The sequence below is a fragment of the Lysobacter claricitrinus genome (assembly GCF_045866565.1).
GTDB lineage: Bacteria > Pseudomonadota > Gammaproteobacteria > Xanthomonadales > Xanthomonadaceae > Cognatilysobacter > Cognatilysobacter claricitrinus.
The window spans coordinates 49,261-71,403 of sequence record NZ_BAAFZV010000003.1 but is presented as its reverse complement, the minus strand read 5'-3'; the positions used below and the strand labels follow the sequence as shown (position 1 = coordinate 71,403).

The window sequence follows — 22,143 nt, the reverse complement described above, 5'->3', positions numbered from 1 at the left end:
CGCCTGCGACTTGGGCGAGACGTCGCCGCCGGCCGGGGATCTGCCGCCCGCGCGCGTGCGCGACCTGGGTCGCCAGCCCTACGAACCGGTCTGGCGCGCGATGCAGGCGTTCACCGACCGCCGCGACGACGCCACGCCCGACGAACTCTGGCTTGTCGAACACGAGCCCGTGTTCACCCTCGGCCAGGCCGGCAAGCCCGAACACGTGCTGATGGCGGGTGACATCCCGGTCATCCATGTCGATCGCGGCGGACAGGTCACCTACCACGGCCCCGGCCAGATCGTGCTGTATCCGCTGCTCGACCTGCGCCGGCTCAAGGTCGGCGTGAAGGACTACGTCTGCAAGGTCGAGCAGGCGATGATCGACACCCTGGCCGACTGGAACATCCACGCTGAACGCCGCGACGGCGCGCCCGGTGTCTACGTCAACGACGCCAAGATCGGCGCGCTCGGCATCCGCGTGCGCCGGGGCTGCACGTTCCATGGCCTCGCGTTCAACATCGCGATGGACCTCGAACCGTTCCGCCGCATCAACCCCTGCGGCTACGCTGGCCTGCAGGTGACCAGCGTCGCCGACCTGGGCGGGCCGGGGCTCGACGTGATCAAGCCGCAACTGATCGGGCACATCGCCCGGCAGTTCGGACTGTCGACCGTCGGCGCCTCCGCGCCCGAACTGGCGCCCGTCGCGGCCTGATACCGACCGGCGTTCTCCTGACGCCGCCCCACCGTTTCCCGCACGTTTTGGCGTTGACCGCCCCGGCGCGGGACAATGCAGGCCCGGCCGTCGCCGGATCGCTTCCTCCACGGCCGATGCCATGACCGAGCCCGCTCCCCGCACCATTCCCCTCGCCGTCGTCGAAGGCGCGCCTGCGCCGCTGGTCGAGGGCGCGAAGCAGCTCGGCGGCGACAAGATCGGCCGCAGCCCGGTGAAGTTCGAGGACGCCCCGGTGCTGCGCAAGCCGTCGTGGATCCGCGTGCGCATCCCGTCGGGCAACGCCGTCGCCAATCTCAAGGCCAAGTTGCGCGAGAACCGCCTCGTCACCGTCTGCGAGGAAGCCAGCTGCCCCAACATCCACGAGTGCTTCAGCCACGGCACCGCGACCTTCATGATCCTGGGCGAGGTCTGCACGCGACGCTGCAGCTTCTGCGACGTCGCCCACGGTCGTCCGAAGCCGCCGGATCCGGCCGAGCCGCTGCACCTCGCCACGACGGTCGCCGACATGGGCCTGCGCTATGTGGTCGTCACCAGCGTCGATCGTGACGACCTGCGCGACGGCGGCGCGCAGCATTTCGCCGACTGTATCGCCGGGATCCGCGCGCATTCGCCTCGCACCAAGATCGAAGTGCTGACGCCGGATTTCCGCGGCAAGGGCCGCATGGATCGCGCACTCGAGATCCTCGCGACCAGCCCGCCGGACGTGTTCAACCACAACATCGAGACGGTGCCGGACCTGTATCCGAACGTGCGCCCCGGCGCCGACTACCAGTGGTCGCTGACGCTGCTGCAGCGCTTCAAGGCGCAGCATCCGGATATCGCCACCAAGTCGGGCGTCATGCTCGGCCTCGGCGAGACGATGGAGCAGGTCGAGAACACCCTGCGCGACCTGCGCGCGCACGACGTCGACATGATCACCATCGGCCAGTACCTGCAGCCGACGCCGCACCACCATCCGGTGATGCGTTACTGGACGCCCGACGAGTTCAAGCAGCTCGAAGAGTTCGGTTACGCGCTGGGTTTCTCGCACGTCGCGTCGGGCCCGCTGGTGCGCTCGTCGTATCACGCGGACCGGTCCGCGGCCGAAGCCGGCGTCGTCGAGACCGCCTGAGCGACTCGATCGCGACACGCACTGTCGCGTGATCTCCACGCCGCATTGCCGTGCGTGCGGCGCATAGTCGGCGAACGTTTTCGTTAAGGCACGGCCGCTGGGTGACGACGCCCGCAGTCCGGCCTGAACGTACGGCGACGAATGCGGAATACGGGTTGCGCCCGGCCGCGCATCGCGTTCATATGCGGAAGACGCCTCGTGCAACTTTCGGCACTGGGCTGCGGTCTCAACCGTGTCCACCGTGGTATCCCGGCGATCCGCCGGACCTGTTCGGCGTCCCCACGCCCGGATCCGATGAAGCTCAAAACTCCCCTGCTCGCCCTTCTCCTCACCGCGCCGCTCGCGCTGCTCGCGCGTCCGGACAGCGGATCGACCACCATTCCGAACGCGCCGACGCCGGACCAGGCGACCGCGGCGAAGCTCGTGTACGGGCTGCTGTCGGACAGTCGCTACGCATATCGACCGCGTGCGCTCGACGATTCGTTGTCGGCCGACATCTACAAGCGCTATCTCGAAGCGCTGGACCCGAACAAGCAGTTCTTCACCGCACAGGACATCGCCAAGTTCGACGTCTACAAGACGCAGCTCGACGATGCGATCAAGGGCGGCGACCTCAGCCCGGCGTACGCGATCTTCGCGTCGTATCGCCAGCACGCCACCGCGCGTGCGCAGTACGCGCGCAGCCTGTTGAAGCAGAACATCTTCGACTTCAGCGGCAAGGACGACTTCCAGTACGACCGCAAGGACGTGCCGTGGGCGGCCGACAACGCCGCGCTCGACACGCTGTGGAAGGAGTCGGTGCGCAACGACTGGCTGCGCCTGAAGCTCGCCGGCAAGCAGCCCGACGAGATCCGCAAGACGCTGGACAAGCGCTATGCCAATCTCGCGCAGAACATCGGCGAGTTGAAGGGCGAGGACGTGTTCCAGTCCTTCCTCAACAGCTACGCCAACGCGGTCGATCCGCATACGGATTACTTCACCCCGCGCAGCGCCGACAACTTCAACCTGACGATGTCGAACACGCTGGAAGGCATCGGCGCGGTCCTGCAGAAGCAGGATGACGTCGTCGCGATCCGCGAGATCGTCGCCGGCGGCCCGGCGTCGAAGACCGGCAAGGTCAAGCCGGGCGATCGCGTCATGGCGGTCGGCCAGGGCACCAGCGGCGCGATGGAAGACGTGGTCGGCTGGCGCATCGACGATGTCGTCGCCAAGATCCGCGGCACCAAGGGTACGAACGTGCGCCTCGACATCGTGCCGGCCGAAGCGCCGCTCGATTCCAAGCCCGTGCGCGTCAACATCGTGCGCGACCGCGTGCGCCTCGAGGACCAGGCGGCGAAGGCCGAAACCATCGACGTGCCGGCCACGAACGGCAAGCCTGCCCAGAAGATCGGCGTCATCAAGCTGCCGGCGTTCTACCAGGACTTCGACGCGCGCCGCCGCGGCGACAAGGACTTCGCGTCCGCCACGCGCGACGTCGCCAAGCTTTTGCAGACGCTGCAGGGCCAGCACGTCGACGGCGTGGTGCTCGACCTGCGCAACAACGGCGGCGGGTCACTGGACGAAGCCATCGAACTCACCGGTCTCTTCATCGATCAGGGCCCGGTGGTGCAGGTGCGCGAATCCGGCGGCCGCGTGACGGTCAATGGCGACGACGACAAGCAGATTTCTTGGGAAGGCCCGCTCGCGGTGCTGATCAACCGCGGTTCGGCATCGGCGTCCGAGATCTTCGCCGGCGCGATCCAGGATTACGGCCGCGGCCTCATCATCGGCGAGACCACGTTCGGCAAGGGCACCGTGCAGACGCTGCTCGACCTCGACCGCTGGCCCGCGAACGAGCAGGCGCGCTTCGGCCAGGTCAAGCTCACCGTGCAGCAGTTCTTCCGCGTGAGCGGAAGCTCGACGCAGCACAAGGGCGTGGTGCCCGACATCGCGTTCCCGGCGTCGGTCGATGCCAGCGAGTTCGGCGAGAGCACCTACGACAATGCATTGCCGTGGGCGCGCATCGCCGCGGTGCCGCACACCGCGTACGGCGACTTCCGCCCGATCCTGCCCACGCTGCTGCAGCACCACGAGCAGCGCATCGCCGCCGATCGCGAGTTCCAGTGGTGGAGCCAGGACGTCGAGCAGTTCCGCAAGGAACGCGCGGAGAAGACGGTGTCGCTCAATGAGGCCGACCGCCGCGCCGAGCGCGACCAGGAAGAAGCCAAGCGCAAGACGCGCCAGGCCGAGCGCGCGAAGATGGGCCTCGCGCTCGATCCGCTTGCGGATGACGACGACGACGGCCTGCAGGCGAACGAGCGCGACATCGCCAAGGATGCGCAGCGCGACAAGCTCGCCGAGAAGCGTCCGGACCCGCTGTTGCGCGAAGCCGCTTCGATCCTGGGCGACGCCGTCAGCGTGCTGAACACCGATCGCCAGCTGTCGGCGAAGGTGTTGCCGACGGCGCGCAGCCCGGGCCACTGGGCCGACTGACCGCATCGCACATCGCAACAAACGGATAGCGGGCGCCTCCGGGCGCCCGTTATCGTTTCCGGCATGGATACAGCGAACGAAAAACTCGACCGCGCACGCGACCTGCTCGACGCCGGCGAGCCGACGCTGCAGCAGCTGGCCGATGCGGTCGGCTGGAGTCCCGCGCACTTGCAGCGCCGCTTCACCGCGCGCTTCGGCCTGAGCCCGGCCGACTACCTCGCCCAGCGCAAGCTCGGCCGCCTCAAACAGGCGTTGCGTGGCGGTGCCGACGTCACCACCGCGCTGTACGACGCCGGCTACGGCTCACCCTCACGCGTGTACGAAGCGGGCGCAGCGCGCCTGGGCATGGCGCCGTCGCGCTATCGCCGTGGCGGTGCGGGCGAGTCGGTGCGCTGGAGCCTGATCGACACCGCGCTCGGCCGTGCGCTGGTCGCGGCGACGGAACGCGGCATCTGCTCGATCGAACTCGGCGATGACGACACGGCGCTCGAGGCGAAGCTCCGTCGCGAGTTTCCGCAGGCGACGCTGGAGCGCGTCGACGACGGTCGCGACGACTATCTCGCGCCGCGACTGCAGGCGGTGGCGAATGCGTTGGCAGGATTGAAAGCCGATGTCGAACTCGACCTGATCGGCACCGCGTTCCAGAAGCGCGTATGGGACGCGCTGATGCGCATCCCGAAGGGCGAGACGCGCAGTTACGCGGAACTGGCGGAATCGCTCGGTGCGCCGCGCGGTGCGCGCGCAGTGGCGCGTGCCTGCGCGGGCAACCGGCTGGCGATCGTGGTGCCCTGCCATCGCGTCGTGCGCGGCGATGGCTCGCTCGGTGGATATCGCTGGGGTCTGCCGCTCAAGCAGCGCGTGCTTGAACGCGAGCGCGCGTAGTCGGCCCTTACTGCCGCTCGACGACTAAGCGTCGGTGCGGCGACCACCGTTGCCGTGCCGACGATCGCCGTCAACCGGCGGCGGCTCGTTCGACAACGAATCGTCATCGCGCACGTGGTCGCCACCGTTCGCGAGCAATTCGCGGCACTTGTGCAGCGCCCGCTCCGCTTCGACCAGCAGTTCGCGCGCCGACTCGACGTCGTCATGCAGCAGCGTCCGACCGACGCTTGCTGCCACGCTCGCCGTGCTCACCAGGTTGCGCAGGTCGTGCAACCAGCGGGTGTGGGACGGCGTTTCGTCGAACGGTGGGATCGCCTGAAACATCATCAGCAGCTGTGCTCCGCACGGCGAAGGCCGGGCTTTTCACGGGACGTTGACGCCACCTTATCGGGTGACCCGCCTGCCGCTCAATGGACGCTTGCCGCGTAAAGCCGCTTAGAAAACTGAGCCGGCGGTGGATGCGGCATCGACGTGCGTTGCGTTCAAGACCGCGTCGCGGCGTCCCGCACCGGCGGTTTCGATGCACCTTGGGCCACTATCCAGCGCGACGTGCAGCGCCTCTAATCGACGACGAGCGCGTCGCGTCGCACGCGACGCGTGAGCACGCCGATTCCGCGGAGCACACCATCGTGGCCACCGTATCGCCCCTTGCCGACAACGACGCGCGTCTCGACGCGCTGTTCGAATGCGACCGCGCCCTGTGCAGCGTCGGCCGCAAGATCCGCGTGCTCAATGCGATCGGCTGGCCGGCCGCCATGGAGGCGCAGTTCCTCGACGGCTGGCGCGCGGGCAAGCCGCAACTACCGCAGCCGCCGACCGTTCCCGTGCAACTCGACAGCGAACTCGATGCGCTCGACGCGATCATGCATCGGCTCGACCGCGGCCATCCGGTCGGCAACTGGTTGTTCAAAACCGCATGGAGTTATCGCGTCGCCGCGCGGATGCTCGAACAGATCGGGCACCCCGGGTTCACGCGCTGCTCGGTGCTGCTGTACGGACGGCCGGATATCAAATACCGCAGCCAGCACGCCACCGCGGCGGACGGCGCACGCGAAGTTCTGAGCATCACCGACGACCTGGTCGATCGCGAACTGCTTCCGCCGGTCGAATGTTCGATGACGGCCGACCAGTTCGCGGTGCGCCTGCGCGAACGCATCGGCGCGTTTTTCACCCATGACCGCGTCGACGTCGTGCTCGACCCCGCGCTGTCGTCGAAAGCGACCGCGAGCAGCAGCAAGGTGCGCCTGCGGTCGACCGCGATGTTCTCCGACGCGGACCTCGACCAGCTGCTCGAGCACGAGGCGTTCATCCACACCGCCACGTTGCTCAACGGCAAGCACCAGCCGCATCTCAAATCGTTCGGACTCGGCGCGCCGCGCACGACGCGCACGCAGGAAGGCCTGGCGACGTTCGCGGAATGCGTCACCGGGGCAATGGACATTGTCCGGCTTCGACGCATCGCGTTGCGCGTGATCATGGTGCAGAACGCGCTCGACGGCGCCGACTTCATCGAGGTGTTCAAGGGCTTCCTCGAGGCCGGCCAGAACGAGGTCGAAAGCTATCGCAGTGCGTCGCGAGTATTCCGCGGCGGCGACGTGCGCGGACGCATCTGCTTCACCAAGGACGGCGCATATCTCGAAGGACTGTTCATCACCCACCTGTTCGTGCGCAAGGCGCTGCAGGAAGGCCGTGCGGAATTGCTGCGCATGTTGTTCGTCGGCCGGCTCACCACGGGCGACGTGGTCGCACTGGAACCGTACCTGCAGTCGGGCCTGATCGCCCGGCCGGTGTACGTACCGCCGTGGGCGCGCGAACCGCAGCGCATCCTGTCGATCATGGCGTTCTCCGCCGCGGCGCAGAAGTTCCAGCTCGATGGCGTCGAGCTGCAGCGCTTCACCGACTACGAGGACGAGGTGATCGAGGACGCCGGCAGCGGCTACTGACGCACCGCGCGCAACACGGTGATCCAACCTCCGGCACGGACGATGCATCGTCGCAGGCGATAGGCTGTGCGGATCGGCCGCTCTCGCGGCTCTTCCCGGATCCCACCCGATGCACGCCCCGTCCGCGCGCACCGCGTCGCCCCTAGCTGTTGGCGTCGCCCTCGCCTCGCTCTACGTGTTGTGGGGCTCGACCTACCTCGCCATCCGCTTCGCGCTGAAGGGCTATCCGCCCTTCATGCTCGGCGCCTGCCGCATGTTCATCGCGGGCCTGCTGATGTTCATCGTGCTGCGACTGCGCGGCACGCCCGCGCCGAGCGCGAAGCAGTGGCGAACGCTGGTCGTGCTGTCGATCTTCATGGTGCTGCTGTCGAACGGCTTCGTGAACCTTGCCGAGACGCAGGTGAGTTCCGGGCTGGCCGCGATCGCGGTCGCGTCCATGCCGCTGTTCGCCGGCCTGTTCGCGATGCTGCGCGGACGTCATCCGTCGCGCGTGGAATGGATCGGACTGGTGGTCGGCTTTCTCGGCGTGGTCTGGCTCAACGCCGGCAGCGCACTGCGCGGTTCGACGCTCGGCCTGGTGTGCCTGACCATCGCACCGATCGCATGGGCCTGGGGCTCGATCTGGAGCCGCGACCAGGACCTGCCCGAACCCTTCATGGCAGCGAGCGGGCAGATGATCGCCGGCAGCGGCTGGATGCTGGTCGCCGCGCTGATCCACGGCGAGCGTTTCACTGCGGTGCCGAGCACGTCGTCGACGCTGGCGATGCTCTATCTCGTCGTCGCCGGCAGCATCTTCGGCTTCACCGCCTACATCTGGCTGCTGCACCACGTGCGACCCGCATTGGCGACGAGCTACGCGTACGTGAACCCGCCGCTCGCGGTGGTGTTCGGTGCGCTCATTGGCGGCGAACGGTTCACCGCCGGCGACGTCGGCGCGATGGCGGTGATCCTGGTCGGCGTCGTGATCATCACGTTGTCGAAGGCGCGGGCGTCGAAGCCCGCTGTGCCGGCGGCTGCGGAGAGCGAGCCGCCGGCGTAGGCATCACTGCGCCCGCAGCGCGTCCGTCACTTCCATCCGCGCCGCACGCAGCGCCGGGAACAGGCCGCCGACCAGCCCGATGCCGAGCGCCCACTTCAGGCCCGTCCAGAGCAGGTCGGGCGAGACGCGGAACTGGAAGACGACCTGGCTGAAGTTGTTGCCGAGCGTCGATACCGAGTGGCCGTTGAACATCAGCCACGCGATGAGTGCGCCGATGACGCCGCCTGCGAACGCGAGCAGCATCGTCTCCAGCATCACCGCGGTCACCACCGGCACCGCGCGGAAACCGAGCGCACGCATCGTCGCGATCTCGCGTGCACGGCCGGACACGGCGGCGTACATCGAGTTGAGCGCGCCGAACACGGCACCCAATGCCATGATCACACCGATCACCTTGCCGAGGATGTTGATCAGCTTGGTGAGGTTTTCCGACTGCTTGGCGTAGTAGTCGTGCGTGGTCATGACGTCGAGCTTGAGGCGGGGATCCGCGGCGAGCGCGGCCTTCAGGCGCTTGATGCCGGTCGCACCGTCGAGCTTTGCGGTCACCGACTGGAACGCCTGGCGCTGGTACGCCGGGCCGAGCACGTCGACGTCGGCCCACAGCTCGGACTCGTGCGAATCGCCGGATTCGAACGCGCCGACGACGGTCCACTCCTGCTGCGCGAGCCTGAGCTTGTGGCCGACCTCGAGCCCGCGGAACTCGCGTTGCGCGCCGCGGCCGACGACGATCTCGCGCAGGCCCGGCGTGAACCTGCGGCCATCGACGATCTTCACCTTCGGCCGCACCAGCCATGCCGATGGGCCGACGCCGCGGAACTGCACATTGGAATCGGTGCCATCCGCCATCGACGGCATGTTGACCACTTGCGAAAGCTCCGGCGAAATCAATGCGCGCGCATCGGTACCGCGTTGGATGCCGTCCAGCGACTGGATCAGCGGCACCTGATCACGGGTGATCACAGAATTCGTTTCGGCCTGCGAACCGCCACGCAGGATGATCGCCGTGTCGTTGCCGCCGGTGCTCGCGAGCGTCGCGCGGAAGCCTTCGCCCATCGCGAGCATCGCCACCAGCACGCCGACCACGCCGGCGATGCCGACCACGATCACCGACGATGCACCGAGCCGTTGCGGCAGCCCGGCGATGCCGACCTGCGCGGCCGCGAGCGTGAGGCGCCCGCTGCGGGTGAGGAACAGCCACAACGCGACGAGCACGGCGAGCCCGGCCACCGCGGGCCACGGCAGCATCGTCCACACCACAAGTGCCGCGACGAGTAGCAGGAATACGCCCGCGTTGCCCAGGAAACGCTTCAGGCGGCGGAATCGATTGTTGTTGCGCATGACGATGTCCTCCTCAGCGCCCGGCCAGGGCGTCGACGATGTTGAGGCGCATGGCGCGCAGGGCGGGCAGCAGGCCGGCGAGCACGCCGAACAGCACCATCAGCACGAGGCCGGTCGCCCAACTTTCCGGCGGCAGGCGATCGGGCAGCGCGATGAAACCGCCGCTGCCGCGGCTCACCACCTGCATCGCGAGCGGCGCGAATACGAGGCCGAGCACCGCGCCGATCGCGACCAGGAAGATCGACTCGAAGAGCACCAGCCCGAGCACCGCGCGATCCTGGAACCCGATCGTTTTGAGCACCGCGAGTTCCGGAATGCGTTCGCGGACGGCCTGCGCCATCGTGTTGCCGGTGAGCAGTAGCAGGGTGAAGAACACGGCGCCCATGATCGCCGTGACGATCAACCCGATGTCGCCGATCTGCTTGGCGAACGACTGGTTGAACGCTTCTTCCGTCTGCGTCTTGGTCTCGTGGTCGGAGTTGGCCGACAGCGCGTCGATCGACTTTGCGACACGGTTTGATACGCCCGCGTTGTCGACCTGGATGATGTACCAGCCGACGCGCCCCTTGACGTAGTCGTTGGCCTCGTCGAAGTAGTTCCAGTGGAACAGCAGGATCTGCTCCTGGCCTTTCCGCTTGACGTCTTCGATATGGAAGATGCCGTCGAGCTTGAACTGCCAGTCGTTGCTGCCCTTGGTCGGGAAGATCGTCGCCTGCAGCGGGATCATGTCGCCGACTTTCCAGCCGAACTTCTTGGCCAGCGTTTCGCCGACGATCGCGCCTTGCCGGTCGGACTCCCACGCCTTGCGCTGCGCGGGCGGCATCTGGAACTCCGGATAGAGATCGAGATATTTGTCGCCGACCGAGAAGTTCGGGAAGAAGTTCTTCGGATCCTGGTAGATGCCGCCGAACCACGCTGCGAAGGAGGACTTGCGCACGCCGGGAATCGACGCGATCTGCGGATCCAGCCGGTACGGAAGCATCTGCGTGATCGACAGGCGCGAGGCCACGACCATGCGGTTCGCGCCGGTGACGTCGCCGCCCGAATTGAAGGCGACACGCACTGAATCGAGCATGCCGAACAGGAAGAACGCGACGAACACCGACAGCAGTGTCAGCAGCGTGCGTGTGCGGCTTCGGAACAACGAAGCCCAGATGAGATGCAGGTATTTCATGACCGCCTCTTCGAATCGTCGAAAGGCTCCGCGGGTGCGGAGACGGCGACGCGCATGGCGCGCCGCGACGGGATCAGTGTGCGAAGGCCGGCTGGTCGACCAGCACGCCCTTGTCGAGATGCACGGTGCGCTGCGCGTGGTCGGCCGCCTTCGGATCGTGCGTCACCATCACGATCGTCTTGCCGTGGTCGCGATTGAGCGTCTGCAGCAGGCCGAGGATTTCTTCGGCGGACTGGCGATCGAGGTCGCCGGTCGGTTCGTCGCAGATCAGAAGCGTGGGATCGGAGACGATGGCGCGAGCGATCGCAACGCGCTGCTGCTGGCCGCCCGACAGCTCGTTCGGCTTGTGCTTGGCGCGATCGGCCAGGCCGACCAGCTGCAACGCGATCGCCGCGTTGCGCGCGCGCTGCGCGGCGTTGAGCTTGGTGAGAAGCAGCGGCAGCTCGACGTTCTTCTGCGCGGTGAGCGTGGGCATCAGGTTGTAGAACTGGAATACGAAGCCGACGTTGTCGCTGCGCCATTGCGCGAGCTGGCCGGCGCGCAGCGTGTCGATGCGGCGACCGCCGACATCGATCTCGCCACCGGTGGGCGTATCCAGTCCGCCGATAAGGTTGAGCAGCGTCGACTTGCCCGAGCCCGACGGGCCCATGAGCGCGACGAAGTCGCCCTCGGGAATCTCCAGGTCGATGCCGTGGAGGACTTCGACGCGTTCGGCGCCGCGCTGGTAGGTCTTGCGCAGGCCTCGGATGCTGACGAGCGACGACATGGCGATCTCCTGCTTACGAAAACGGTCGGATGGATCAGGCGGCGCTCAGCACGCGGGATGCGCGCTGCTCGCGAAGTGCGATGACGAGGGCGAATGCGAGTTCGATCGCACCGCCGACGAATGCGGCGAGCGACGGCGTCGCGAACATGCGGCCAAGGGCCAGGCCGGCAGCCGCGAGCGCGAGCCCGCACGGCCAGTACAGCGACTCGCCGTAAAGCGTGTCGAAGGTGAGATAGCGGCCGCCGATGACCAGCAGCATCGCCGGGAAGAACCATTCGATGTGCAGGCGCGACGCCGCGTACGCGAGTGGCAGGCTGAAGATCAGCCAGAACGTGCTCGCGCCCGCGAGCCGGCCGAGCGGATTGTCCTTGGCATGCGCGCCCGAACGCCCCGCCACGCGCGACAGCAGCATCGCCGCCGGATGGATGAACATGCCGGCGACCAGCAACGTCCACACCGCGGCGTCCGGCTTGCCGCGCAACGCGACGCACGCCGCTGCGAGCCACGCGATCGCCGATGCGGCCATGCCCGTCGCGCCGCCGTAGTACGCCCGGCGCATGTCGGCCTGGGCCTGTTGCAGATCCAACGTCATGACACTTCTCCCTGTGAGCGTTGCGATGCGTTATTCGGACGCGGTCTCGGCGTCGTCCTTGACGATGCGCACGCGCGCGCCGTCGACGAGCTTGGTGGGCGGGTCGAGCACGACGCGTTCGCCGCCGGAGAGGCCCGACAGCACTTCGCGGTCGTCGCCCAGCGTGCGGCCGACCTTCACGTCGTGCCGCGACACCGTCGCCTTGCCCTCGTCGCCGTCGACAACGAACGCGACCTGCTTGCCGTCGCGGTCGACGATCGCGGCGGCAGGCGCGAGTGCGGCGGGCGCGCGCTTGGCCTGCGCCGGCTGTTCCCGTTCGAGGAAGCTCACGCGCACGCCCATGTCGGGAACGATGCGGCCGTCCTTCTGCTTTAGCGCGATGCGCACCTTCACCGTCGCCTTGCTGCGATCGGCGGTCGGGATGATCGCGATCACTTCGGCGGGGATCTTCCAGTCCGGGTAGGCATTGAGCACCGCCTCGACCGGCATGCCGGGCTGCACGCGACCGATGTAGGCCTCGCCGACGTCGACTTCGACCTCGAGCGAATCCATGTCGACGATGGTGCCGATGCCCGTGCGGGTGAACCCGCCACCCGCCGACAGCGGCGACACGATCTCGCCCGGCTGCGCGGCCTTGGCGATGACGACACCGGCGAACGGCGCGCGCACCACGGTGTTGTCGACGCCGTTCTCGGCGATGCGCAGGTTCGCGGTGGACACCTGCGTGCCGCGTTGCGCGGTCGCGAGTTGGGCGCGCAAGGCATCACGCTGCGCGACGGCCTGGTCGTACTGCGCTTTCGACACGAGCTGCTGGCCCACCAACGTCGACAAGCGTCGCGCATTCGCTTCGGCGTCACGCAACTGCGCCTGCACGCTGGCGATCTGCGAACGCGATGCGGCGACCTGCGCGCCCGCGAGTGAACGCGCGGCATCGGCGTCGATGGGATCGAGCGTCGCCATCACGTAACCCGCCTCGATGTGCTGGCCTTCCTCGATGCGCACCTCGCGCACCTTGCCGGTGATCTTCGACGACACGGTGGCCATGCGACGTGCGACGACGTAACCGGTCGCGTCCAGCACCGACGCGTTCGCGCCACCGGCCCCGATCGCGGTGACATCCGCGACGTGGACGTCGGTCGCGGCGCCACCGCGCATCAGCGCGAACGCGGTGCCGCCCGCGGCGAGCACGGCGACGGCGATCGCGACGCCGATCCAAAGCCCGCGACGATTCGTCGGCGGCGGCGCGGCGTTGCGGTCGATGCGGAGTTCCTTGAGCAGATCAGCAGACGTGTTCATCGCGTTCCATTACGACGGCGGGGTGTGCCCGGATGACCGGCTCTGCGGCCGGTTGGCGATCGGGCGACGACTGGCCGGCAGGGTACGGCGCGCCCCGGCCCGCGTCACCTGACGAGTGTCATGTCGAATTGCTGACAGCCGCGACTGCCGCGCCGTCCGCACGCGGCGCATCGTGGCGCCACCTTCCACCGGAGACGCGTCATGGGATCCACGGTCACGCTCTCGCCGCTCGCCCGACTCGCCGGCGTGCGCAAGCGCTACGGCAACGTCGTCGCCCTCGACGGCCTCGACCTCGAGGTGCGCGGCGGCGAGCTGCTCGCCCTGCTCGGCCCGAACGGGGCCGGCAAGTCCACCTCCATCGCGCTGATGCTCGGCCTGACCGGGGCCGACGACGGCCGCGTGCAGCTGTTCGACCGCGACCCGCACGAGATCGACGCGCGCCGGCAGGTGGGCGTGATGCTGCAGTCGGCCGGGATTCCCGACACGCTCAAGGTGCGCGAACTCATCGAGGTGACGCGCAGCTATTACGCCAACCCGCGCAGCGTCGCCGACTGCGTGGCGCTGGCGGGGCTCGATGGACTTCTCGAGCGTCGCTACGGGCGCCTGTCCGGTGGACAACAGCGCCGCGTGCAGTTCGCGATGGCGATCTGCGGCCGTCCCGGGCTGCTGTTCCTCGACGAGCCGACCACCGGCCTCGACATCGATGCACGCCAGAAGCTGTGGGCCGCGATCCGGGAACTGGTCGCCGACGGCACCGGCGTGGTGCTCACCACGCATTACCTCGAGGAAGCCGAAGCGCTGGCCGATCGCGTGGTCGTGATCAACGGCGGCCGCGTCGTCGCGCAGGGCAGCGTCGCGCAGATCCGGTCGCGCGTGTCGCAGCGCCGCGTGCGCTGCGTGTCGTCGCTGGATGCGCCGACGGTCGCGTCGTGGCCGAACGTGCTGGCGGCGACGCACGACGGCGAACGGCTGGAGATCGTCGCCGACGCGATCGAGGCGGTCGTGTATCGCCTGCTCACCGACGACCCGACGCTGTCCGACCTCGAAGTCACCCGCGCCGGCCTGGCCGACGCCTTCGTCGAAATCACCAAGGAGGCCGCATGAACGCCGTCGCCCTCGTAGCGCGTCCGAACCCGATGCGCGCGTACTGGCTCGAAGCCCGCAACGAATTCCTGCGCCTGCTGCGCTCGCCGTCGTTCGCGGTGCCGACGCTGGTGTTCCCGCCGATGTTCTACGTGCTGTTCGCGGTGCTGCTGAACCACAAGGGCGGTCCGCAGGTGGCCACCTACCTGCTCGCCACGTACGGCGTGTTCGGCGTGATGGCGCCGGGCCTGTTCGGCTTCGGCGTCGCCATCGCGATGGACCGCGAACGCGGCTTCCTCACGCTGAAGCGTGCGCAACCGGTGCCGGCGGGCGCGGTGCTGCTGTCGCGCATGGCGATGGCGATGGTGTTCGCGGTGGTGATCTCGCTGCTGCTGCTGACGATCGGCCTGACCGTCGGCGGCGTGACGCTGACCGCGTCGCAGGCGGTGTCGCTGGTGTTCGTCGACCTGCTGGGCGTGCTGCCGTTCTGCGCGATCGGCCTGTACATCGGCAGCCTGGTGTCCGGCCAGGGCGCGCCGGCGGTGGTCAACCTGACCTACCTGCCGATGGCCTTCCTCGCCGGCCTGTGGATGCCGCTGTCGATGCTGCCCGCCTTCATCGGCAAGGTCGCGCCGTTGTGGCCCGCCTACCACCTGTCGCAGATCGCGCTGGCCACGGTCGGCGCGAAGACCGACGGCACCATCGGCGTGCACGCGCTGGTGCTGGCGATCTACGCGACGGTGTTCTTCGTCGCCGCGCGTCGCCGGTTGGCGCGCGGCTGAGGCGCGGGCCCGGCATCATGTCGGCATCGACGAGGCGGATGGCATGAACACGAAGCGCGACGACGGCGGCAAGTCGGTCCTGCAGGTCACCCAGCCGGGCACGGGCTGGCACTCCTGGCTCAACCTCGTGTGGTCGATGTGGATCTTCCTGGTGCCGTTGACCGAGCCGTCGGGCGCGTTCCCGCATTGGCTGTGGCCGACGCTCGCCAGCTACGCCGCCTTCCTCGGCCTGTTCGTCTACATCCACTACGGCGACTGCCGGCGCATTCTCGTCGTCGCCCTCGCGATCGCCGCACTCGGCTTCGCGCTGACGCCGTGGAACCCGGGTGGACAGGGCTACATCATCTACGCCTGCGCCTACATCGCGTTCGCGTTCCGGCCACGTTCCGCGATCATCGCGATGCTGGTGCTGGTGGCGGCCTACACGGCGTACTGGCTGTCACTGCACCTGCCGTGGGTGTACGTGCTCAACGCGGTGGTGGTCGGCCTCGTCGTCGGCCTGATGAACGTGCATTACATCCGCCGCAAGCAGGCCGATGTCGCGCTCAAGCTCAGCCACGACGAAGTGCGTCGCCTGGCCGCGCTCGCCGAACGCGAACGCATCGGCCGTGACCTGCACGATCTGCTCGGGCATACGTTGTCGCTGGTGGCGCTGAAGTCCGAACTTGCCGGCAAGCTGATCGACCGCGATCCGGCCTCCGCACGGCGCGAGCTCGACGAGGTCAGCCGCGTCGCGCGCGAGGCGTTGACGCAGGTGCGTAGCGCGGTAACCGGCATCCGTGCCGCGGGCCTCGGCGCGGAACTGGCGTCCGCGCGGCTGCTGCTGGAGTCGGATGCGATCGAACTGCAGTACGCGCTCGCACCGGTCACGTTGCCGGCGGAGATCGAAACCGTGCTCGCGCTGACGGTGCGCGAAGCGGTGACCAACATCCAGCGCCACGCACGCGCGCGGCATGCGGAGATCACGCTGTCGTCGACACCGCGCGAGGTGAAGCTCTGCATCGCCGACGACGGCCGTGGCGGGGCGATCACCCCCGGCAACGGGCTTTCGGGCATGCGCGAGCGCGTGGAAGCGCTGGGCGGGAAGCTGCGCATCGAATCGGCGTCGAGCGGCACGCGCCTGGAAGCGTGCGTGCCGCTACCGAAACAGGCGACGTCGCTGTCGGAACCGGACATCGACGCGCGCGCCGCGTGATTGGCGTCTGCTACCGTTCGCGCATGTCGAAACGCATCAGCAACCAATGATCCGCGTGCTGCTCGCCGAGGACCAGGCGATGGTGCGCGGCGCGCTCGCCGCCCTGCTCGCGCTGGAAAGCGACATCGAAGTGGTCGGCGCCGCGCCCGATGGCATCAGCGCATGGCGCGACGTCGAGCGCCTCAAACCCGACGTGCTCGTCACCGACATCGAGATGCCCGGCCTCACCGGGCTCGAGCTCGCGCAGCGCATCCGTCGCCACGAGTTGCCGGTGCGCATCGTCATCGCCACCACGTTCGCGCGTGCGGGTTTCCTGCGGCGCGCACTGGATGCCGGTGTCGGCGGTTACGTCCTGAAGGACGCGCCGGCCGAGCAACTCGCCGAAGCGATCCGCCAGGTGCACCGCGGCGGCCGCGCGATCGACCCGCAACTCGCGGTCGACGCGTGGTCGGACGCCGACCCACTCAATGATCGCGAACGACAAGTACTGCGCCTGGCCGGCGAAGGTCTCACCGCCAACGACATCGCCGCACAGCTGCATCTGTCCGCCGGTACGGTGCGCAACTACCTGTCCGAGGCGATCGGCAAGCTCAACGCCGGTAACCGCGTCGAGGCGTATCGACTGGCGCGGCAGAAGGGCTGGTTATAGGCGACGGCGACACCACGGCGACACCACGGCCCCACGACGCCCCACGGAGCCCATGACGCGATGGAATGAGCACGACGCGCTGGAGCCGATGTCATGACGCGAGTCCAGCCGTGCACCCGCGTCGCGCGCCGGCCGCCAGCACACTCACCGCGACTGCTCAGCGGGACGCGGCGAACCGCTGCAACATCGCGTACACCGCGCGCAGGCCCTGCGCTTCACCGCCGGTGGGACGACCCGGACGATCGGTGTCGTTCCAGGAGTACGTGTCCATGTGCAGCCAAGGCTGCTGCGCCGGCACGAAGCGTTCGAGGTAGAGCGCCGCGGTGACGCTGCCGGCCATGCGCGACGGGCCGCTGTTGGCGAAGTCGGCGACGGTGCTGGTCAGGTAACGCCAGTACGGGCGCCACAGCGGCATACGCCACAGCGGATCGCGCGTCTCGTCACTGGCCTGCAGCAGCGCGGCCGCACGTGCTTCGTCGTTGGCGTAGAGCGCGGGCAGGTCGGGGCCGAGCGCGACGCGCGCAGCACCGGTAAGCGTCGCGAAGTCGATCAGCAGCGCAGGCGCGTCTTCGGCAGCGTGGGTGAGCGCGTCGCCGAGGATCAGGCGGCCTTCCGCATCGGTATTGTCGATCTCGACGTGCACGCCGATGCGCGTCGAGATGATTTCGCCGGGTCGCAATGCATCGGGGCCGATCGCGTTCTCGACCGCGGGCACGAGCAGGGAAATGCGCAGCGGCAGGCGACGCGCCATCACCAGCTCGGCGAGAGCGATCGCATGCGCAGCGCCGCCCATGTCCTTCTTCATGTTGCGCATGCCGTCGCCGGTCTTGATGTTCAGGCCGCCGGTGTCGAAGCACACGCCCTTGCCGACGATCGCGACGTGCGGGTGCGCGTCATGGCCCCAGTCGAGGCGGATCAGGCGCGGTGCGCGATGCGAAGCACGTCCGACGGCATGGATCGCCGGGAAATTCTGTTCAATCAGGTCGTCGCCGCTGACGACCTTGATCTTCGCGCCATGCACCTCGGCGATTTCGCAGACGGTGCGTTCGAGTTCGTCCGGCCCCATGTGCTGGGTCGGCGTGTTGACGAGGTCGCGAACGCGAACGCACGCGGCGAGCACGTCCCGCACATCGTCCGGCAACGCATCGACAACCAGCTGCGCCGGAGCGCGCAGCGGCGCGCGATAGCGGCCGAAGTGATAACTGCCCAGGCCCCAGCCGATGAGTAGCGCATCGCGTTCCGCGGCGTGGAGTTCCGTTGCGAGCGTCCAATCGCTCACCGGCAACATGCGCGGCGCGTGCGCGTAGGCGAACGGGTCCAGCGCGTCGCCGATCGCGACCAGCGCCGACGCCGCACCACCGTTCGCATCGGGCACGACCAGCACGGTGCCCGGCGACGCGTCGAAGCCCTGCGCGTCGGCCCATGCCTGTGCGGCAGGCGCGAGCGCATCGCGCCACTGCGGCGTGCGCACGCGATCGACGAGGTGCAGCGGCCGGGCGGCCGCGGAGGAAGCGACGAAACCGGTGGGGAGGTTCATGCGGCGTGGTGCTCCGTAGCGAGGTGCGCGTCCAGCCAGTCGGCGAGCGCGGCGAGATCGGTGAAATGCAGGTCGGGGCGCATGTCGTCGCGCGGCCAGCGCTCGTCGCGGCGATCGATCCAGCACGTGCGCAGGCCTGCACGCGCAGCGCCGACGACGTCGAGCTCCACGTCATCGCCGACATGCAGCACATGCTGCGGCTCGACGCCGAGGCGTTCGCACGCGGCGAGGAAGATGCCGGCGTCGGGCTTGGCCGCGCCGTGCTCCCGCGCGCCGAGCTGGAAGCGGAACAGCGGCATCAGGCCGATGCGCGCCAGGCACGCATTGCCGTTGCTCACCGATGCGAGCGGTACATGGGCGGCCAGCCGTTCGAGCGCGTCGACGGTGTCCGGATAGTGTTCGACCTCGCAGCGCGCCGCAAAGTAGGCTTCGAAGGCATCGTGCGCGCGTGCGGCGTCTTCGCCGGCTTCGACGAACATCCGCTCGAGCATCCACTGGCGCTGCGCGGTCATGTCGTGCGCCATGTGTGGCCGCTCCGCGTCGATCTGCAGGCGCAGCCGCTGGCGCACGTCGAGCGGCCAGCGCGCGAATACCTGCGGCGCGTGCGCGGCGAGCCACGCATCCAGCGCCGCTTCGGCGCGGTCGATCGCGGGCGCGATCGGCCACAGCGTGTCGTCGAGGTCGAGGGTGATGGCGCGGATGCGGAACGTCATCCGCCGATTCTAGCGGGCCGGCGCCGACGATCCCGTCAGAGACCGGGCGGCAGTCGCACTTCGAAGCGCGCGCCGCCGAGTTCCTGCGATTGGCCGACCTCGAGTTCGCCGCGATACGCGCGCACCAGGTCCTGCACGATGGCGAGGCCGATGCCGTGGCCCTGCACCCGTTCGTCGCCGCGCACGCCGCGCTGCAGTACCAGCGCGACCTTGTCCGGCGGAATGCCGGGGCCGTCGTCGTCAACCGCGATCAACACGCCGGGCCGCCGGTTCTGTTCGCAGGCGACGGGGCCGATAGTCAACAGCACGCGCGATTTCGCCCACTTGAACGCGTTCTCGAGCAGGTTGCCGAGCAGCTCCTGCAGGTCGCCCGGCTCGCCGTAGAACTGCAGGCCTTCGCCCAGTTCGAATTCGCACAGCACGCCCTTCGACGCGTACACCTTCTCGAGGCTGGTGACGATCTGTTCGGCATGCGGCTCGATCGGGATCGGCGCGGCGAACAGCGCGTGGCCGCGGCTGGCCGCACGCGCCAGCTGGTACGACACGATGTCGGTCATGCGCTGCACCTGCGCACGCACTTCGACACGCATGGACTCGATGTCCGACTGCTGGTCTTCCAGTCGCGAATGCAGCACGGCGAGCGGCGTCTTCAGCGAATGCGCGAGGTCGGCGAGCGTATTGCGCTGGCGATCGAGGTTCTCGCGCTCGCTCTCGATGAAGGCGTTGATCGAATCGGTCAGCGGTTCGAGTTCGCGCGGGTGGCGTTCGCTCATGCGCGATGCCTGCCCGCGTTGCACGCGCTTGAGTTCCTCGATGACCCGTCGCATCGGCAACAGGCTCCAGCGCAGGATCACGCCCTGCAGCAGCAGCAGCACGAGTCCGGCACCGCCGAGGTAACGCCACAACGCCGAACGGAACACCTGCACCTGCTCGCTGAGCGCGCTGGTGTCTTCGTAGACGTAGATCGTGTACGGGAATTCCGACGCCTTGTTCTGATCGTCGCTCGACCAGATCAGGCCGAGGCCGAAGCGATAGACCTCGCCGGCGTGCCCGTCGATCTCGCGCATCGGCAGCGGCCCTTCGAATCGACGCGTGCGCTGCGGCAGCAACGGCGCCGGCGGCAGGCCCGGGCCCTGCGCGGATTCCGAATCCCAGTGACCGTTCGGAAACACGACCTCGGCGTACAGGCCACTGCCGGGACGGTCGAAGCGTGCATCGGGCGACGAATCGGGTTCGACGAAGGTGCCGTCGCGTGCGAATTCGCCATCACGCGCGAGCGAAAGCGCATAGCTTTCAAGCCGCTCGCGCAGGTTGTCGCGCGCGGTCTTGAGGAAGGCGCGATCGAGCGCATAACCGGCGAGCGCGAGGAATGCGACGAGGAACAGGCTCGCCGCCAGCAACTGGCGTGTCTGCAGCGAGCGCGGTTGTCCGATCCTCATGCCGGGATCATGCGCGAAGCGCGATCGACGAACCACTGCCGCGCGTTTCGCGTACAGCGCGAATTGCGGAACACGAAGAGGATGTCGATGTGCTCATGAGTCGAGACATGGCGTCGTCGCGATATGCCACGACGCATCGACGCGGCACGACGACGGCCGCGACATGCGCGGCCGCGTCGGTCATCGCAGCTACTCGCCGCTGCGCGGAATCGCGAAGCGGTAACCGCGGCCCCGCACCGTTTCGATCGGCTTGAGCGAGCCGTCGGGGTCGAGCTTCTTGCGCAGTCGGCCGATGAAGACTTCGAGCACGTTGGAGTCGCGGTCGAAATCCTGCTGGTAGATGTGCTCGGTGAGGTCGGCCTTCGACACCAGCTCGCCCGCGTGCATCATCAAGTACTCGAGCACCTTGTACTCGTAGCTCGTCAGGTCGACGTTGCTGCCGTTGACGTTGACGGTCTGCGCAGCGAGGTCGAGGACGACCGGGCCGCATTCGAGCTGCGGCTTGCTCCAGCCCGCGGCGCGGCGCACCAGCGCGTTGATTCGCGCGAGCAGCTCTTCGACGTGGAAGGGCTTGACCAGATAGTCGTCGGCGCCCTGCTTCAGGCCTTCGACCTTGTCCTGCCAGCTGGAGCGGGCGGTCAGGATCAGGACCGGGAATTTCTTGCCCTCCTGGCGGAGCGCGCGGATCAGCTCCATGCCCGACATCTTGGGTAGGCCGAGGTCGATGATGCCGACGTCGAACGGCACTTCGCGGCCCATGTAGAGCCCCTCCTCGCCGTCCTGGGCCGCGTCGACCGCAAAGCCTTCGCGCCGCAGGCGGGCGGCAAGGGTTTCGCGGAGGGGGGCTTCGTCTTCGACCAGCAGGATTCGCATTTCCAAGCTCCTGGACAGGGGAGCCGGTGCGGTCGGGCCGACCGGCTGTTCAGGTAGCTTAGCCGTTGCAGCCGTCGTTGCCGTGTGTACGGTCGCCGCTGTTCAGCGAGCGGCAGTCCGCGGACTCATTCCCGCGGCGGACGGCCCTGCGGGTGCGGATCCTCGGTGATGACGCGGACGCGGCCGGTCTGGTCGAGGACCTTGATGCGGTTGATGTCGCGGCCATCGAAGGGCACGCGCTCGGCACTCAGGATCTCGCCGCCGGTGGCGCGCTCGACCCGGCGAACCGACTCCGCAAGCGAGCGCTCCTCGGGTCGGCTCTCATGCGGCATGCCCATGCGCGGCATGTCCTGCTGCTGCGGCGGCGGTGGCGCACCACGCCCACCGGGCGGGCCCGCAAGGGCGCTACCGGAGGCGAGGACCAACGCAGCGATGAGAATGGAGCGACCGTAGGGCATGACGCGACTCAATCAACGGGATGCGGCACCGTGGTGCGGGGCAAATGATCGAAGCGATGCAGTGAATCACCTCTGAACTTTTCCGT

At 68.2% G+C, this 22,143-nt stretch carries 21 protein-coding genes; 10 read left to right on the top strand and 11 right to left on the bottom strand.

The features are described 5' to 3' along the window. Window positions 1-10: 10 nt before the first annotated feature. The 4 genes from lipB (at window position 11) to ACKTTN_RS12040 (ending at window position 5,180) form a co-directional block, all read left to right on the top strand. Window positions 11-694: a lipoyl(octanoyl) transferase LipB gene (lipB, locus tag ACKTTN_RS12055; RefSeq protein WP_407910499.1), complete on the top strand. Its 684-nt coding sequence runs from the start codon at window positions 11-13 to the stop codon at window positions 692-694. A 121-nt stretch (window positions 695-815) separates the two neighbouring features. Then, window positions 816-1,826 carry a lipoyl synthase gene (gene lipA, locus ACKTTN_RS12050; RefSeq protein ID WP_407910144.1) on the top strand — a complete coding sequence of 337 codons (1,011 nt, stop codon included), beginning with the start codon at window positions 816-818 and terminating at the stop codon, window positions 1,824-1,826. Window positions 1,827-2,120: 294 nt separating this feature from the next. Beyond that, a complete protein-coding gene (locus ACKTTN_RS12045) occupies window positions 2,121-4,298 on the top strand; it encodes a carboxy terminal-processing peptidase (RefSeq protein WP_407910143.1) in 2,178 nt (725 codons plus the stop codon). Between the two features lie 63 nt (window positions 4,299-4,361). Next, complete coding sequence (locus ACKTTN_RS12040; RefSeq protein ID WP_407910142.1) at window positions 4,362-5,180, top strand: methylated-DNA--[protein]-cysteine S-methyltransferase; 819 nt, start codon at window positions 4,362-4,364, stop codon at window positions 5,178-5,180. 24 nt (window positions 5,181-5,204) lie between these two features. Here ACKTTN_RS12040 and ACKTTN_RS12035 read toward each other — a convergent pair whose 3' ends face one another. Next, window positions 5,205-5,504, bottom strand: a complete 300-nt coding sequence (locus tag ACKTTN_RS12035) for a hypothetical protein (RefSeq protein WP_407910141.1) — start codon at window positions 5,502-5,504, stop codon at window positions 5,205-5,207. A 305-nt stretch (window positions 5,505-5,809) separates the two neighbouring features. Between ACKTTN_RS12035 and ACKTTN_RS12030 the strand changes: the two genes are divergently transcribed. Beyond that, window positions 5,810-7,123, top strand: coding sequence for a tyrosine/phenylalanine carboxypeptidase domain-containing protein (locus ACKTTN_RS12030; RefSeq protein WP_407910140.1), 1,314 nt, complete (start codon window positions 5,810-5,812; stop codon window positions 7,121-7,123). Window positions 7,124-7,232: 109 nt separating this feature from the next. Next, window positions 7,233-8,162 carry a drug/metabolite exporter YedA gene (yedA, locus tag ACKTTN_RS12025; protein WP_407910139.1) on the top strand — a complete coding sequence of 310 codons (930 nt, stop codon included), beginning with the start codon at window positions 7,233-7,235 and terminating at the stop codon, window positions 8,160-8,162. 3 nt (window positions 8,163-8,165) lie between these two features. Here the strand turns inward: yedA and ACKTTN_RS12020 are convergent, their stop codons facing one another. The 5 genes from ACKTTN_RS12020 to ACKTTN_RS12000 form a co-directional block, all read right to left on the bottom strand. Next, window positions 8,166-9,500: an ABC transporter permease gene (locus ACKTTN_RS12020; RefSeq protein WP_407910138.1), complete on the bottom strand. Its 1,335-nt coding sequence runs from the start codon at window positions 9,498-9,500 to the stop codon at window positions 8,166-8,168. Between the two features lie 13 nt (window positions 9,501-9,513). Continuing rightward, window positions 9,514-10,674 (bottom strand): ABC transporter permease, encoded by a 1,161-nt coding sequence (locus ACKTTN_RS12015; RefSeq protein ID WP_407910137.1) that lies wholly within the window; start codon window positions 10,672-10,674, stop codon window positions 9,514-9,516. Window positions 10,675-10,747: 73 nt separating this feature from the next. Continuing rightward, a complete protein-coding gene (locus ACKTTN_RS12010; RefSeq protein WP_407910136.1) occupies window positions 10,748-11,440 on the bottom strand; it encodes an ABC transporter ATP-binding protein in 693 nt (230 codons plus the stop codon). Between the two features lie 34 nt (window positions 11,441-11,474). Beyond that, the gene (locus tag ACKTTN_RS12005; RefSeq protein ID WP_407910135.1) at window positions 11,475-12,032 is read right to left on the bottom strand and encodes a DUF7010 family protein; all 558 of its coding nucleotides are present in this window, start codon (window positions 12,030-12,032) and stop codon (window positions 11,475-11,477) included. 30 nt (window positions 12,033-12,062) lie between these two features. Continuing rightward, window positions 12,063-13,328, bottom strand: a complete 1,266-nt coding sequence (locus ACKTTN_RS12000; protein WP_407910134.1) for an efflux RND transporter periplasmic adaptor subunit — start codon at window positions 13,326-13,328, stop codon at window positions 12,063-12,065. 201 nt (window positions 13,329-13,529) lie between these two features. Between ACKTTN_RS12000 and ACKTTN_RS11995 the strand changes: the two genes are divergently transcribed. Genes ACKTTN_RS11995 through ACKTTN_RS11980 form a run of 4 tightly spaced genes read left to right on the top strand, consistent with a single transcriptional unit; the run spans window position 13,530 to window position 17,037 of the window. Further along, a complete protein-coding gene (locus ACKTTN_RS11995) occupies window positions 13,530-14,432 on the top strand; it encodes an ABC transporter ATP-binding protein (RefSeq protein WP_407910133.1) in 903 nt (300 codons plus the stop codon). Further along, on the top strand, window positions 14,429-15,193 hold the full coding sequence (locus tag ACKTTN_RS11990) for an ABC transporter permease (RefSeq protein WP_407910132.1): 765 nt from the start codon (window positions 14,429-14,431) through the stop codon (window positions 15,191-15,193). The genes ACKTTN_RS11995 and ACKTTN_RS11990 overlap by 4 nt, the downstream gene beginning before the upstream one ends. 43 nt (window positions 15,194-15,236) lie before the next feature. Beyond that, window positions 15,237-16,388: a sensor histidine kinase gene (locus ACKTTN_RS11985; protein WP_407910131.1), complete on the top strand. Its 1,152-nt coding sequence runs from the start codon at window positions 15,237-15,239 to the stop codon at window positions 16,386-16,388. Window positions 16,389-16,434: 46 nt separating this feature from the next. Next, on the top strand, window positions 16,435-17,037 hold the full coding sequence (locus tag ACKTTN_RS11980; protein ID WP_407910130.1) for a response regulator transcription factor: 603 nt from the start codon (window positions 16,435-16,437) through the stop codon (window positions 17,035-17,037). A gap of 157 nt (window positions 17,038-17,194) precedes the next feature. On the opposite strand, the gene ACKTTN_RS11975 is transcribed toward ACKTTN_RS11980, so the two are convergent. The 5 genes from ACKTTN_RS11975 to ACKTTN_RS11955 form a co-directional block, all read right to left on the bottom strand. Continuing rightward, window positions 17,195-18,574 carry a leucyl aminopeptidase family protein gene (locus ACKTTN_RS11975; protein ID WP_407910129.1) on the bottom strand — a complete coding sequence of 460 codons (1,380 nt, stop codon included), beginning with the start codon at window positions 18,572-18,574 and terminating at the stop codon, window positions 17,195-17,197. Next, window positions 18,571-19,287 (bottom strand): HAD family hydrolase, encoded by a 717-nt coding sequence (locus ACKTTN_RS11970; protein ID WP_407910128.1) that lies wholly within the window; start codon window positions 19,285-19,287, stop codon window positions 18,571-18,573. The genes ACKTTN_RS11975 and ACKTTN_RS11970 overlap by 4 nt, the downstream gene beginning before the upstream one ends. A 35-nt stretch (window positions 19,288-19,322) precedes the next feature. Next, window positions 19,323-20,726 (bottom strand): ATP-binding protein, encoded by a 1,404-nt coding sequence (locus ACKTTN_RS11965; RefSeq protein WP_407910127.1) that lies wholly within the window; start codon window positions 20,724-20,726, stop codon window positions 19,323-19,325. Window positions 20,727-20,915: 189 nt separating this feature from the next. Further along, the gene (locus tag ACKTTN_RS11960) at window positions 20,916-21,599 is read right to left on the bottom strand and encodes a response regulator transcription factor (protein WP_407910126.1); all 684 of its coding nucleotides are present in this window, start codon (window positions 21,597-21,599) and stop codon (window positions 20,916-20,918) included. A gap of 125 nt (window positions 21,600-21,724) precedes the next feature. Beyond that, window positions 21,725-21,937: a hypothetical protein gene (locus ACKTTN_RS11955; protein ID WP_407910125.1), complete on the bottom strand. Its 213-nt coding sequence runs from the start codon at window positions 21,935-21,937 to the stop codon at window positions 21,725-21,727. Between the last annotated feature and the right edge of the window lie 206 nt (window positions 21,938-22,143).